The organism is Candidatus Bathyarchaeota archaeon, assembly GCA_029882535.1.
GTDB lineage: Archaea > Thermoproteota > Bathyarchaeia > Bathyarchaeales > SOJC01 > JAOUKM01.
In genome coordinates this window covers 12,175-26,219 of the sequence record JAOUKM010000002.1, presented here as the reverse complement: position 1 = coordinate 26,219, position 14,045 = coordinate 12,175, and the positions used below count along the sequence as shown (strand labels likewise).

Sequence of the window (14,045 nt, the reverse complement as noted above, 5' to 3'; positions counted from 1 at the left end):
TCTTACCTGAGGCATGTGTGAATGAAGTCCAATGGCAATAGTAACAAAAGACGATGAGATTGGCATAAAAGGCTGGTATTAATAGTCAAAAACTTCGGGAAGATATGGACTTTCTAAACATTGATGAAAAGTGTTTTTGGATCAACGATGCTTGCGAGACCGCATCTTTTTCAACTTTTTCTTTTTGGTAGTCTTTGCTATACTATGTTTCCAAAATAGCGTGGCTACGATAGCTGTCCCTATCACCACAGCTACTGCTATGATCCAGCCTGGAGGTGATTTAACTGTAACAACTGTTATGTTTATTAGGTCAGTATTAGAGTTTCCTGCCGCATCCTTGACGGTCAAAGTCACGGTGTAAGTTCCATCGATAGCGTAGTCATGAGTTACGACAGCGCCTGAGGCGTTTGTGCCATCACCAAAGTCCCAAAGATAACTAACAATGCCTACATTGTCGGTGGATTTGCTTGCATTAAAGGCGATGGGTGTTCCTACATTGGCCGTTCTATCTGGACCTGCATTTGCAGTTGGTTTTGTTTTGTCCAGTATTAAATCGGGAATTTCACCGTAAGGTTTCACGGATGGATATCTGTCTTGATTGTTCTCATTTATAGGATATGGATTGTCCCATATTCCGTCGCTGCTGGGTTGGTCTTGATTAGGGCCACTCTTCTCATCGACATCGATGTACTTGTACCAGTAGTTTCCTCCAGAAGGATAGCCATTATCCCAAATGCTTATTGATTTGGTATCAATAACAACATGCTTTGGATTGTTGATAAAGTTGTTGTGATAAAAGGTATTGTCGGGAGAACTGGCCAGTTCGATGCCCAGTAGTTCGTTGTTTGCTATGGTGTTTTCCACAATTGAGTTATTAGACGAACTTGACAGCCATATACCATGGTAGTTGTTCATAAGATCGTTACTGAGAACCGTGTTGTTGAAGGAATTTGATGATAGGTAAATGCCGTGTCCCCCATAGGAACTGTTCGCAGCTCTATTGTCCACAATTGTGTTGTTAGAGGAAAAGGCTAATGAAATGCCCACTGTATTGGCGGAGAGGTTGTTTGCTTCAACCATTACTTCAGAGGAATCATATAGTGCTATGCCCTGCCCATTTCTTGTAACAACATTCTCCATGATTCTGCTTTTCTGCGAAGTCACAAAGATACCGATCTTATTTCTTGTTACATGATTACCAGTAATGTTACATGCATGTGCTGAAATCTTAATGCCTGCATATGAAGTGCCTGCTGCGCGTGAGCTGTTTTGTACAGTAAACCCACTAATGAAAACGTTATTGGCAGTTACCTCGATAACTGTTCGGTTCTCTCCACTTCCATCTACGATGGTGGTCTCTTCGCTTTCTCCAAGAAGAGTTAGAAACCTGTCTACAATTAGGTTCTCGCGGTATGTTCCTGAATGAACAAATATTGTATCTCCAGGCTGAGCTGAATTTATTGCTTCTTGAATTGACTGACTGGGGTAAACATGATATGTAGTTGATGCTATTACGGTTGTTACGAGTTGCGTAGTAAGTATCGATGATAACAAGAGTACAGACGCAAGTACTGTTAAAAGGATTTTCTTGTTCATCTCGACTCTTCTCTTTCATCAGACAGTTTCATAAAGTTGATTCCTATGATGTTTGGGTCAAAGATGCGCCTGCAGTTATTTCTTGGTCGGGCGGGCGGGATTTGAACCTGCGACACTCCGGTTTCTGCCAAATTGGCTGTACGCTTGATAGGCTGAGTGATACCCACCTTGCTGGTAGGCGTCTACAGCGTCTCCGTCTGCTAGGCTTGCTGGCAGACTCGGAAGCTCTACCAAGCTGAGCTACCGCCCGACCTAGGAGATAATGAAACTAATTTACATGATTTATGCGTTTCGTTTGAAGTGAGGCAGGAACTGTGTGTAATGCCTAGATCCTTCTTGTTGATATTTGAAACCGCACAGTGCCAAAACTAGCGCACAAGCAAGTTTTCGCCTTTACAAAATTCTATCGTAAAAATGAGCGAAACGAAAGAAGAAAAACGCGCGCGTTAAGAAGAAAGGATTGATTGTAATAATCAGCAATATAGTTTTCTTCGTCAAATCACCGTAGATCTTCCCAACACGCTTCATATTCGATATCCATCCTAGAATTTGCAGTCATAGTAACGTTCATGCCAATAAAATCGTCATTTTCATAGTTGAACGGGCCTTCGTTGTATTGGTTGACGTTAACGCCCAAGCCAACAGAGGCTGCATCTTCCGTATTGTTGTTTTCAACCAGACCGTTTATGATCTGAGTACGATAAGGTCTCTCGATTTGCCACGCATAAGCTAAGGGAAGTGTCAGTGACAATAATACGACTGTCGTCATAATGCCTGCTAACATTTTCTTTATAACTATTCCTCCTTTATTGAGAGGGTATATAGGGTATATCCTGCGTAAGGATCTAGCACTCGAATGTACCAGTTGCCTGATTGGTTAATTGTGTGTGTGATTTGCTCTATGTTGTTAGGTTCTCTGGAAGAGGAGTTTGCAACTAGAGTTCCATCAGGATTGTACAAGTATAAATCTAGGTAAAGCCCTTGACTAGGTTCTTGAATGGAAAGCTGTATACTAACCGTCTGTCCAACATCAAACCACATCCTATACCAGTCTTCAGGATCATCAATAATATGGATAAATGCTGTGTGGCTTCCAAAGCCAATTGTTCTCGCAGTTTCAAAGCTGCCACCAGCATCAGCAATAACTCGCAGGAATATAGGCAACACCACCTTCCTGTAAGCCGTTCCGTTATAATACGTGATTTCAGAAGACACCGTTATCTGGTGCGACTCATTATTAGCAGTTTTTAACTTCCAGGTTAAAGAAGCTTTGAAGTGGGTATGTCTTGGCTGGTTCACTCCGTTCATGTATACAGAAGCTTCCACATGCTCCTCAGAAGCTCTGCAATGACTATAGTCCACAACAGAGAGATTGTCAAACCAACCCCTTTCCTCAAGTTCAAACCAATACACCTTAGACGGCTGTATATCATCATAGAAAGTCACGTTGACATTTTCTACAAAGCCAGCTTCGACGTTGGCATCCACGGAAACACCCATACCCAAAGTATCGCAGCTGCCATACTCCCAATCTTCCTCACAGTAATTATAAATATGAACAGTCAGGTTAGAAAATGCTTCCTCATTCTCGTAAATATTCTCAGTAACTTGATCAATACTCAACAGCTCCGACGGCCTTTCAATTTCCCACGCAACTGTTTCAGCAACCACTTCCTCAACCAACGGCTGATGCGAAAAAAACCCGTTCAAAGAAAGCACAACCAAGCTTACAGGAACAATCACTGCCAGAACAGATACCCCTAATACCCATTTCTGACGACCCCTCTGCAACTACATCTCCCCTCTTAATTTCAGTTTACTCATTTCCACACTTAAATTTAGAACAATAAAACAATATTATAGTAACACAACCAACATTAATAAGATTATTGGTTTTAACATGCATATCTATTCCATCTTCTTCATCGAATGTATCAAACTCTACGTGTAAAGGCGATCACCCCAGTGTCCCCCCTTTTATGGGATTCATATAAGAACAAGCTCGAAGTTGCGTAATGAGCAACGCATAAAAAAGGTGAAAACGGTTTCCACTCCAGAAGAACTACCGCTTAGAGGTTTGTTTTCGGTATGGAAAGTATAATATAGTTTGTTTTCTTTTAGTAGTTGTTTCTGGAGAGAGAACAGTCATGTCATCAATATTTGCGAGAAGAATGCAAGATTTAGGCACAGAAACCGCTTTTGAGATGCTTGCAAAAGCTAAAGCCTTAGAAAAACAAGGTCGCGAAATAGTTCACCTAGAAATTGGCGAGCCAGATTTTGACACTCCTAAAAATATCAGAGATGCAGCAACAAAAGCCATGAACGCCGGGTACACGCATTATGTTCCTGCCGCGGGGATCCCTGAGCTTAGGGAAGCCATAGCGGAATACATTTCAAAAACAAGGCGCATTCCTGTAAACCCTGAAGAAGTTGTTGTAACACCTGGCGCCAAGCCGATAATATTTTTCAGCATACTAGCTTGCGTCGAAGTAGGTGACGAGGTGATGTATCCAAACCCGGGGTTCCCGATCTATGAGTCTCTGATAAAGTTCATCGGCGCGAAACCAGTGCCCATGCCGCTGAAAGAAGAAAACGATTTTGCAATAGACACCGAAGACACTGTAGAAAAAATCTCCGATAAAACCAAAATGATTATTCTGAACTTTCCGGAAAACCCCACAGGTGGCGTATTGACAAAAGAAAACTTAGAAGCTATCGCTGACAAAGTTAAAGGCAGAGACGATTTAATCATAGTTTCAGATGAAATGTACAGCCAGATGATTTACGAAGGTGAGCACAGAAGCATTGCTTCGCTTCCCGGAATGAAAGAGAAAACAGTGATAATAGACGGGTTCTCGAAAACCTACGCTATGACAGGGTGGAGACTGGGTTACGGAGTTATGCGAAAAAACTTAGCTGAAAAAATCACGCAGCTCATGATAAACTCTAACTCTTGCACTTGTGCGTTTTCGCAGATGGCAGGTGTCGAAGCTTTACGTGGGCCACAAGACGAAGCAAAAAGGATGGTGGAAGAGTTCAAACAAAGACGCGAAGTCATAGTTTCTGGCTTAAACAAGATAGAGGGCATAGCTTGCAAGAGACCCCAAGCCACGTTCTATGTCTTTCCAAATGTGAAAAGCGTAAACATGGACAGCCAAAAACTACCGGATTTTCTGCTCAACAAAGCAGGCGTAGCTACATTGTCTGGCACTGCTTTTGGCGACTATGGCAAAGGCTACATGCGATTCTCATTTGCTAACTCTATTCCTAACATAGAAAAAGCCTTAACACGAATAAGGGAAGCGCTTCAAACTCTCTAAACTTTTTTTTCAATTCTCATTTAGTAACTAACAAATGCAAGCATGAATGACAAGATTTCTTCGTAATATTCCCTTTACATGCACCAAGAAAAGAAAAACCCGTTGCCAAAAAGAGTGGCGCAACGACCTTTTTAGAAAAGATGGCTAAAAGATGGTTAATGGTTTGTATTCGCCATAGATTTCCCGTAAAACGTTGCAGATTTCGCCCACTGTAGCATATTCTTTAACAGCGTCCAAAATGGGTAGCACAAGGTTTTCTGTTCCCTCTTCAGCCGCATGACGCAGTTTATCGAGAGTCTCCTCAACTTTTCTGTTGTTTCTCTCCTTTTTTACATGTTTCAACCGTTCAACTACCTTCTTTTCAACAGTGGGGTCAACTCGCAAAATTTTGATAGGCGCTCCTTCCTCGGCTTCAAACTCGTTTACACCCACAATTATGCGCTCTTCTCTCTCCACTTCTCTTTGGTATTTGTAGGCGCTTTCAATGATTTCACGCTGTATGTAACCCTTTTCTATGGCGTTCACTGCCCCTCCCTGTCGATCGATTTCCTCAATGTAGCCCATAGCGTCTTCCTCAATCTGATTTGTTAAAGCTTCAATGCAGTAGCTTCCGGCAGTGGGGTCAATCGTGTCTGCGACACCGCTTTCATAAGCGATAATTTGCTGTGTGCGCAATGCTATCGTCACAGCCTTTTGACTCGGCAATGCATAAGCTTCATCGAAGCTGTTTGTGTGCAAGCTTTGCGTCCCTCCAAGCACTGCAGCAAGGGCTTGAAGTGCAACGCGGACGATGTTGTTGTGGGGTTGTTGTGCAGTTAACGCTACTCCGCTAGTTTGTGTGTGGAAACGTAGTTGCCAAGACGAAGGCTTTTTAGCTTCAAACTTTTCTCGCATTATGCGGGCCCACAGTCGTCGGGCGGCTCGAAATTTGGCTATTTCTTCCAGAAAGTTGTCGTGGCAGGCAAAGAAGAAAGATAGTCTTCTAGCAAAGTTGTCTACGTTTAAGCCGCGGTCAATTGCTGCTTGCACGTAGGCGATGCCGTTAGCGAGGGTGAAGGCAACTTCCTGCACTGCTGTTGCGCCTGCTTCGCGGATGTGATAGCCGCTTATGCTTATTGTGTTCCAGCGGGGCATGTTTTTGCCACAGTATTCGAAGACGTCCGTAACAAGTTTCATGCTCGGTTGGGGCGGGTAGATGTACATACCGCGAGCTACATATTCTTTGAGAATGTCGTTTTGCACGGTGCCGCCCAGAATCGACTGGGTAATACCCTGTTTTTGGGCTATGGCGACGTACATTGCTAGAAGCACCGTGGTAGGCGCGTTTATCGTCATGCTCGTAGTTACTTTGTCGAGGGGAATTCGATTAAACAGAAGTTCCATTTCTTTTAAGATGCCAACGCTTACCCCTACTTTTCCCACTTCACCTAACGCTAAAGGATGGTTGCAGTCGAGTCCAATCTGTGTAGGAAAGTCAAAAGCCACACTTAAGCCAGTCTGGCCCTGCTGAAGCAAGTATTTAAAACGCTGGTTTGTCTGCTCCGCTGTGCCAAAGCCTGCATATTGTCGCATAGTCCATAATCGGGCACGATACATTGTTGGGTAAACGCCGCGGGTGTAGGGGTATTCGCCTGGAAAGCCTAAATCTTGAATGTAGTCTAGATTTTTCACTTCGAGGGGAGTATAGATTCTTTCAATTGGAATGTCTGAGCTGGTTAGAAACTTACTCTTTTTTTCTTGAAGATGTATTAGGCTTTTCTCCACGGTCTCCTTTTTCCACTTCTCCTTTTCTTTTTCAAGAGAGCTCAAGTCTTGTGGGTTCGTCAACTTCGGTTTCACCACAGTCTAAATTTTGTTGTATTCTAGTGTTCTCTGAAAGAGTTAACATTATTGTTTCTTAGTGAATATTTGGGTGTCTTGTGAGTAGGCGCTAAATACTTTCTGCACACGCGTGTGCAAAATGTAAAAGTTATCTGTCTGAAAGGTCTATGCGTTTTCAGAGAGGCTTTGTCTTTGAAGGTTCTTTCTCGAAAAGTGGAGGAGCTGCTAAGCCACCTAAGCAGGCTGAAACCAAGATCATTCAGTGTGGTCGTGATGCCTGACTTCTTTTTAGACCGCTTCGTCTCGTGGAATGGCGACGTGAAACAGTTTTCCAGAAGCATATTTGAAGTTGTAAATCGCAAAGGCGGAAGCATAGACAACGTGGCGCATGTGGAGTTTAGAGGTGGCAACGCTGTTAACACGGCAGCAGCGTTAGCTGTTCTAGGCGTAAACGTCTTTCCCATAGTTTACACGAGTACGCTTGGGCTTAACTTACTCAAGCTACACCTTCAACCATTAAACGTTGACCTTTCACACGTGAAGATAGATGGCAACGCGTCCATTACCACCGCCTTAGAATTTACACATGGTGGAGAGAAGAGAAATGTAATGTTGCGTGACCTCGGCTCTTTAGAAATTTTCGGTCCAGACAACCTTACAGAAAAAGACTTTGCACTTTTAGAGAAGACTGACTATGTTTGCGTTTTCAACTGGGCTGGCACTCGAAGACATGGCACAGAACTTGCAAAAACAGTTTTTCACCATGCAAAAACAAAAGGTAAAGGCAAAACCTACTACGACACAGCCGACCCACTCCCAAATAAACCAGAAATTCCTAGTATGGTCAAAGAAGTCTTGCTTCGCTGCAACTTGATAGATGTTCTAAGTCTAAATGAAAATGAAGCCATCACTTACGCTAAACAAGTAGCTCCCAAACAAACGAGTAAACTCCAACAACAGCACAAATCAATGACAGTTGCTGCGAAAGAATGCACGAAAATTCTAGCCAGGAAGCTCACCAGCCGCATAGACCTCCACACCACAACTTACTCAGCAACCTTTACAAAAAATGATAACACCATAGTTCCTGTTTTCAAGGTCAAAGCTCTGCGGGCAACAGGCGCTGGCGACGCTTGGAATGCAGGTAACATATATGCAGACGCAAACGATTTCCCGGTTGACTTGAGACTCGCGTTTTCAAATGCTGTTGCAGCCTATTACCTTAGCAGCCCAACGGGTGAACACCCCCGACTCCATCAGCTTCGCAAGTTCCTTAAAAAAGCGCTGAGCAAGAGCTATCGGTGACAGTTCCACCACGCTGTGATAAAACGTGAAGAGCTACAAAGCTTTAGCCGTTACAACGCGGTACTGGAAGCCAAATGAAGATTATATTGCCAAGATGGTTACGGCTTTGAGAGGCAGAGTGCAAGAAGGTGATATTGTAGTAGTTTCTGAAAAGGCAATTTCAACGGCAACTGGAAATATCATAGATGAAGCTGCGGTGAAGCCAAGCTTAACAGCGCAGTTTCTAGCCAAATATTGGATGCGATATGTTTGGACATATGTCCTCGGACCACTGTGCCATTCTAAGAAGACAAAAATCTCTCACTTCAAAAATTACCCCACCCAAGAAGGCAGCGCCCATAAGCAAGTAGCCTTGCAATACTGCGGGTTTTTACAAGCATTAATGCCAGACTCTGAAGGCGGAATTGACGGCAGCAACCTTCCACACTCGTATGTTAGTTTGCCGCTGCACAACACTTATCGCATAGCGGAAACAGTCCGTGACGGAATAAAAGCAGAATTAGGCAAAAACGTGATTGTCACAATTGTGGATACGGATAAAACGTATTCTTGGAGAAACTTTCACTTCACAGCAAGACCAGACTCCATTGAGGGAATACGGTCTGTAAGCGGGTTTATCGCCTATATCATCGGGCGGGTCTTCAAACTAAAGAAAAGAGCCACTCCACTGGCAGTTGCAGGTGTAAAGATAAGTGTTGAAGAAGCTTTGGATGTTGCAGAGTTGGCTGATAATGCTAGAGGCTTTGGTGCTGGAAAAACGGTTTGGGACATGGCTAAAACCTTTAACGTCTCTTTAACGGGTGTTTCTTGGAAAATGCTGGAACAAACAGAACATAAGCCTATTGTTATCGTAAAGTCCATATACTGAGACAAAAAATACTTGAAGTACTGTTGACTCTTAAACTGGAGAAACTAAGATGAGCACAATAGTTAAGCAGATGGACACGTTTTTCAACCCGAAATCGGTTGCAGTAGTAGGCGCCTCCAAAAAAATCAACAAAGCTGGGCATGTTATTTTTAAGAATTTTGCAGAAAACAAACGAAGAGGCGTGTTCAAAGGAGAATTATACCCAGTCAACCCGCATGAAGACTACATTTTGGGATACAAAAGTTATCCTTCGCTATCTAAAATACTTGGAGAAATCGAGCTGGTGGTAATCGTTGTGCCGGCCGCCGCTGTTCTCAGAGTTATGAAAGATGCCGCCGCAAAAGGCGTCAAAGTAGCTGCGATAATTACCGCAGGATTCAGCGAAATTGGCAACACCGAACTTGAAAACGCTATAGTTTCTGTTGCAAAAGAAGCCAACATTCGAATTCTAGGACCTAACTGCCTCGGCGTTTACGATATAAGCACCGGAGTCGACATGCTGTTCCTGCCAGAAACAAAAGTGCTAATAACTGGAGACGAATTTGTCGCAACTCCACGCCCCATGGCGGGACATATTGCAATGATTACCCAAAGCGGAGCCTTCGGCGTCGCCGCCCTTGACTACCTAACTGGAAGGCAGATGGGAGTGAGCAAATTCGTAAGCTTCGGAAACAAATGTGACGTAGCTGAAGCCGAAATGCTTGAATATTTTCTACAAGACCCCAAAACATGGGTAATACTCCTCTACGCCGAAGCTATAGAAGCTGGGAGGGAATTCATGAAAGCTGCGGAAAAAGCTACAAAAAGAAAACCGATAGTTGCCTTCAAAAGCGGAAAAACTAAGGCTGGTGCCAGAGCCGCTGCCTCTCACACAGGAGCCATCGCAGGATCCGACAAGATTTATGATGCGGCTTTTGCCCAAGTCGGCGTCCTCCGCGTTAAAGACATGGAAGAGTTTTTCGACGTTGGCAAAGCCTTTGCTTTTCAACCACCAACAACTGGAAATAACATTGGAGTTCTCACCGATGCTGGTGGACCTAGTGTAATGGCTGTCGACGAATGCGTGTCTCTAGGCTTAACCGTTAAAAGGTTCTCTGATGAAGTTCTATCAAAGTTTGAGAACTTAAAACAAGTGGGAAAACTGCCCAAGTTTGCCACAAACCTAAATCCAGTGGACATCACGGGATCTGCAACTTCCGAAATGTTTGAACGTTCAGCAAAAATTCTGTTAGATGCACCAGAAGTCAACGGTTTAATTTTGCTAGGTTTGCATCATACTCCTGCTTTGCAGGAAGACTTTGTGGACCTAATAGCAAATCTGGTGAAGCACTGTACAAAACCTGTTGTCGTCTGTGACATTGGAGAAACCGAGATGGCGTTGTTCATACGCTCAAGGTTCGAAAAACTGGGAATCCCCGCTTACTCTTCACCTGAGGACGCTGCCCGAGCGATGGCTGCCTTGGTCTATTATGGCAAATATCTGAAGAAAAATAACTGTTTTGATGATTATTTGGAAATTTATGCGAAAAGACACGCGTTAAGCCTTGATGTCGACTTCTAAGAAGACAGTTATTTCAACTTCGTTGCTGTCTGTGAGTGATAATGCTTTGCGTAGACAAGTTGGTGCAATAATTTCCAGAACGTTGGATGGATAATCAGGTTTTTCAGGGATAACGATAGCTCCTTTGATTTTATTCATTATTAGTATATTGAAGCAGCGCGCTTGAAAGAAACCTTTTGCAGGGGTAATTTCGATGCCTTCAAAGTCTTGAAGAGTCTCTCTCAGAAGTTTTGCTTCTCTTTCTGGAAGGCGGATATTTAATGTACCGACATAAGGGTCAAAGCCTAGTTTTTTTCTAATCTGCTTTTTTGCCCAGGCAATTCCGATAAATCGGCTTCCAACCTTTTCACCGCTGAATACTACTCCTTTCACTTTGACAGAATTCATCTACCTACCTTCAATAAGAAAGACTACATTGTCAGTTTACGTGTATAGTTGCTTATTTTTGCTTTTTTAACCATTCGGCTGCTTTTTGGAACAGGGGGCTGGTTGACATATCGAGGACTGGGACGATTATTTTTTCTTTTGTTTCGATGAGGGGTTTGTAAGTTGGCATGGAAGTGTAGCTTAGGAAGGCCCAGTAAACTCTTCCTTTTTCTATGAGTTCTTTTGCGGCTGTTTCGGTGTTTGCGGATAAGGGGAAGTAGAGAAATGCCACGCCTTGAGCCCAGTATATGCCTGCTGTTTTTCCTCCTGCTATAACGCTTGTAAATCGTGCCAAATCGTCTGGGGTGGCAAATTTGGTGCATTGCATAACTATGATTTCTTTGAAGGGTTCGTATTTTATTGTGAGTTCGTTCATTCCATTGCTTTCTCCGTGTACTAAGTATTTACTGCGTTTTTGTTTTTATTCTCTTCGCATCGTTTTGGCTTACAGAAGAGTTTTGGCGACTTTTTTCCCAAGTTCTCTGCATTCTTTAAGGTTTTTTCGTTTAGTTTGTAGTTGGCTAGGATTGGAGGCGTGCTGAGTTGGTTTGTTCACTACAATTATGTGAGAAAACATCAATCTCTAAAGGGTAGAACACTAGCAGAAGCATGCGGAATAACTATAGAAGGAAAGAACGAGCTTTCCATAATGTTTAAATGTTTTATGTGTTAAGCCACTATCTCTCCGCTAAGCAAGGAGAATTAACAACAAATGACCCAAAAAAAAGTTACAGTGGAACAATTACTCGAAAAAGCCAAACGCCCCGCAAAACTAGCCCTAGCCTACCACTCCTTTTACCTAGGCAAAGCCCAAATCATGCCCAAATGCGCCATCCGCAGCCCAGCCGACTTCGCCATCTGGTACACCCCTGGTGTGGCAGCGAGTTGCCGCAAAATAAAAGAAAACCCAGACGAAGTCTGGACCCAAACCAACCGATCCAACTACGTAGCCGTAGTCTCCGATGGCACCCGCGTCCTCGGACTAGGCGACATAGGACCCGAAGCAGGCCTACCCGTTATGGAAGGCAAGGCATTGCTCTTCAAATACTTAGGCGGCGTCGACGCGTTTCCAATCTGCCTCAACACAAAAGACCCCGACGAAATCGTCCGTACCTGCGAACTCATCGAGCCCACATTCGGCGGCATTAACCTCGAAGACATCAGCAAGCCCAAATGCTTCTACGTGCTAGACAAAGCACGCGAAAAACTCAACATACCTGTCTGGCATGATGACCAACAGGGAACCGCAACGGTCATCCTAGCAGGCTTGCTAAACTCGCTAAAAATCGTAGGCAAAAAACCCTCTGAAGCCCTAATCACCCTCGTAGGCGTCGGTTCAGCCAACACTCGTACAGCTTATGTCCTCTTCCGCGCCGGATTTAAGCCTGGCAACATCACCCTCGTCGACAGCAAAGGCATCCTCCACGCAGGAAGACCAGACCTAGAAAAAATCAAAGAAACCAACCCGTGGAAATACGAACTAACCCAAAAAACCAACGCCGAAGGCAGAACGGGCGACACAGCAGCATCTCTCAAAGGCGCAGACGCCGTCGTAGCCGCCAGTAAGCCCGGTCCCGGCACAATCAAAAAGGAATGGATTAGCCAAATGGCCACAAACAGCATTGTTTTCGCCTGCGCCAACCCCATCCCAGAAATCTGGCCTTGGGAAGCAAAGGAAGCCGGCGCACGAATAATAGGCACGGGACGTAGCGACTTCCCGAACCAAATCAATAACAGCTTGGGCTTTCCGGCCATATTCCGCGGCGTTCTAGACGTTAAAGCCAAAACAGTCACAGACGACATGTGCGTAGCCGCAGCTAATGAGCTAGCCCGCTTTGCCGAAGAAAGAGGCATAAACGAAAACGACGTAGCTCCACACATGGAAGAATGGGAAGTCTATCCTCGTGAAGCAGTCGCCTGCGCGCTGCAAAGCATAAAAGAGGGTGTCGCCCGCATCAAACCATCTAGACAAGAGCTGTGGGAAAGAGCCGTCGCCGTAATCAAAAACGCCAGAGAATCGACTCACCTTCTCATGAAGCAGGGGCTAATCAAACCGCCACCCCCAGAAGAAGACATACTAACCACCGGTCCATAGTACCCCCTCTCTTTTTTTAATTTGGGCGGCTATGTTTAGAAATGGCTTAGAGAGAAGAGTTCAAAAGATACGGCGAGACCTTGCTTGTTAAAACAAGCTAGGTATCTAAATAGTAATTATTCAGCGTGCATTTTTCTTAGCATTGTGAGCGGTGTATTCATTTCGGTCTTTTTTTGGTGATATAGAAACCGCGTTTTTCTAATTGTTCGTGAAGATTCTTCGGGTCTGGGTACCACTGGCCCCATTTTCTGCATATGTGTTCCGTCCAGCTATAGTTGTCGTAGGTGAATGTTTCTTTACGGTTGCCTTTTAGCGGTATTTTTGCGTTGTTTTTACGGTAGTAGTCTTGGGCAAGATATCCGTTATCCATTGTCTTCATTGCTTTTAAAATTGCATCTTTGTTTAATTTGGGATATTTATCTTCAAATAGAGTGAATTTCAAGGGATATCGTGGTCGTGGTGGCGGGTTTTCTGCTGGATAGCCCATTACCAATTGTACTAGAGGGAACACTCTCTCAGGCAAGTCGTACTTTTCTGCAATTTTGTCGGCTCTAAATGGTGCACTTCCAAGGAAGCAGCTTCCGAGCCCCAGACTTCTTCCTGCAACGACCATATTCTCCGCCATCAAGGCTGCATCTTGAATTCCAAAAAGCATTAGTGTAAAATCGTTTGTGACTAACTTCCAATTCCTTTTCGCCATGATGAGTTCAAATTTATGCGAATCAACACATATCGTAAACAAGAGCGGTGCTTTCCAAGGGTTTTGCTCTTTGTTTCGCGACAGTAGTACGCTGTAATATTGAGAAGCAAAAGGTGCCTGTTGACCTGCTCTGACAATTGTCTCTATCACTTCATCAGGGGGCATTTCATCTGTGTATTTCCGGATTGACTTGTGATCAAGCATGGTTTGAATAACAGGATTGTTCTTCATGGCATTTTCTTCCTACTAAGCAATGTCGGATATATTCAAGATTCTCCCACGCATATATTTTTTGGAAAAGAGAATTACCGTTCATAAAAAACGAACATGCGCGTTGTGCGCAATCTTAGCGA

Annotated in this window: 12 protein-coding genes and 1 tRNA gene; 5 read left to right on the top strand and 8 right to left on the bottom strand. The window is 44.0% G+C overall.

All coding sequences use genetic code 11. The features are described 5' to 3' along the window. Positions 1 to 141: 141 nt before the first annotated feature. From OEX01_01105 to OEX01_01090, 4 genes are all read right to left on the bottom strand, one after another. Complete coding sequence (locus tag OEX01_01105; GenBank protein ID MDH5447590.1) at positions 142 to 1,596, bottom strand: PKD domain-containing protein; 1,455 nt, start codon at positions 1,594 to 1,596, stop codon at positions 142 to 144. 83 nt (positions 1,597 to 1,679) lie between these two features. Further along, positions 1,680 to 1,846 (bottom strand) — tRNA-Tyr (locus OEX01_01100). A 249-nt stretch (positions 1,847 to 2,095) separates the two neighbouring features. Then, positions 2,096 to 2,365, bottom strand: a complete 270-nt coding sequence (locus OEX01_01095) for a hypothetical protein (GenBank protein MDH5447589.1) — start codon at positions 2,363 to 2,365, stop codon at positions 2,096 to 2,098. A gap of 26 nt (positions 2,366 to 2,391) precedes the next feature. Further along, the gene (locus tag OEX01_01090; GenBank protein MDH5447588.1) at positions 2,392 to 3,387 is read right to left on the bottom strand and encodes a PPC domain-containing protein; all 996 of its coding nucleotides are present in this window, start codon (positions 3,385 to 3,387) and stop codon (positions 2,392 to 2,394) included. Between the two features lie 356 nt (positions 3,388 to 3,743). On the opposite strand from OEX01_01090, the gene OEX01_01085 reads away from it, so the two are divergent. Beyond that, entirely contained in the window at positions 3,744 to 4,916 is a 1,173-nt protein-coding gene (locus OEX01_01085) for a pyridoxal phosphate-dependent aminotransferase (protein MDH5447587.1), read from the top strand. Positions 4,917 to 5,060: 144 nt separating this feature from the next. Here OEX01_01085 and OEX01_01080 read toward each other — a convergent pair whose 3' ends face one another. Then, complete coding sequence (locus OEX01_01080) at positions 5,061 to 6,743, bottom strand: methylmalonyl-CoA mutase family protein (GenBank protein MDH5447586.1); 1,683 nt, start codon at positions 6,741 to 6,743, stop codon at positions 5,061 to 5,063. Positions 6,744 to 6,929: 186 nt separating this feature from the next. On the opposite strand from OEX01_01080, the gene OEX01_01075 reads away from it, so the two are divergent. Genes OEX01_01075 through OEX01_01065 form a run of 3 tightly spaced genes read left to right on the top strand, consistent with a single transcriptional unit; the run spans position 6,930 to position 10,471 of the window. Then, complete coding sequence (locus OEX01_01075; GenBank protein MDH5447585.1) at positions 6,930 to 8,042, top strand: carbohydrate kinase family protein; 1,113 nt, start codon at positions 6,930 to 6,932, stop codon at positions 8,040 to 8,042. A 25-nt stretch (positions 8,043 to 8,067) separates the two neighbouring features. After that, complete coding sequence (locus OEX01_01070) at positions 8,068 to 8,910, top strand: coenzyme F420-0:L-glutamate ligase (GenBank protein ID MDH5447584.1); 843 nt, start codon at positions 8,068 to 8,070, stop codon at positions 8,908 to 8,910. A 49-nt stretch (positions 8,911 to 8,959) separates the two neighbouring features. Next, positions 8,960 to 10,471, top strand: coding sequence for a CoA-binding protein (locus tag OEX01_01065; protein MDH5447583.1), 1,512 nt, complete (start codon positions 8,960 to 8,962; stop codon positions 10,469 to 10,471). On the opposite strand, the gene OEX01_01060 is transcribed toward OEX01_01065, so the two are convergent. After that, on the bottom strand, positions 10,448 to 10,858 hold the full coding sequence (locus OEX01_01060) for a CTP-dependent riboflavin kinase (GenBank protein ID MDH5447582.1): 411 nt from the start codon (positions 10,856 to 10,858) through the stop codon (positions 10,448 to 10,450). The genes OEX01_01065 and OEX01_01060 overlap by 24 nt on opposite strands. A 52-nt stretch (positions 10,859 to 10,910) precedes the next feature. Beyond that, entirely contained in the window at positions 10,911 to 11,273 is a 363-nt protein-coding gene (locus OEX01_01055) for a hypothetical protein (protein ID MDH5447581.1), read from the bottom strand. Between the two features lie 336 nt (positions 11,274 to 11,609). Between OEX01_01055 and OEX01_01050 the strand changes: the two genes are divergently transcribed. Next, positions 11,610 to 12,992, top strand: coding sequence for an NADP-dependent malic enzyme (locus OEX01_01050; protein ID MDH5447580.1), 1,383 nt, complete (start codon positions 11,610 to 11,612; stop codon positions 12,990 to 12,992). Between the two features lie 157 nt (positions 12,993 to 13,149). Here the strand turns inward: OEX01_01050 and OEX01_01045 are convergent, their stop codons facing one another. Next, positions 13,150 to 13,923: a nitroreductase family protein gene (locus OEX01_01045; GenBank protein ID MDH5447579.1), complete on the bottom strand. Its 774-nt coding sequence runs from the start codon at positions 13,921 to 13,923 to the stop codon at positions 13,150 to 13,152. Between the last annotated feature and the right edge of the window lie 122 nt (positions 13,924 to 14,045).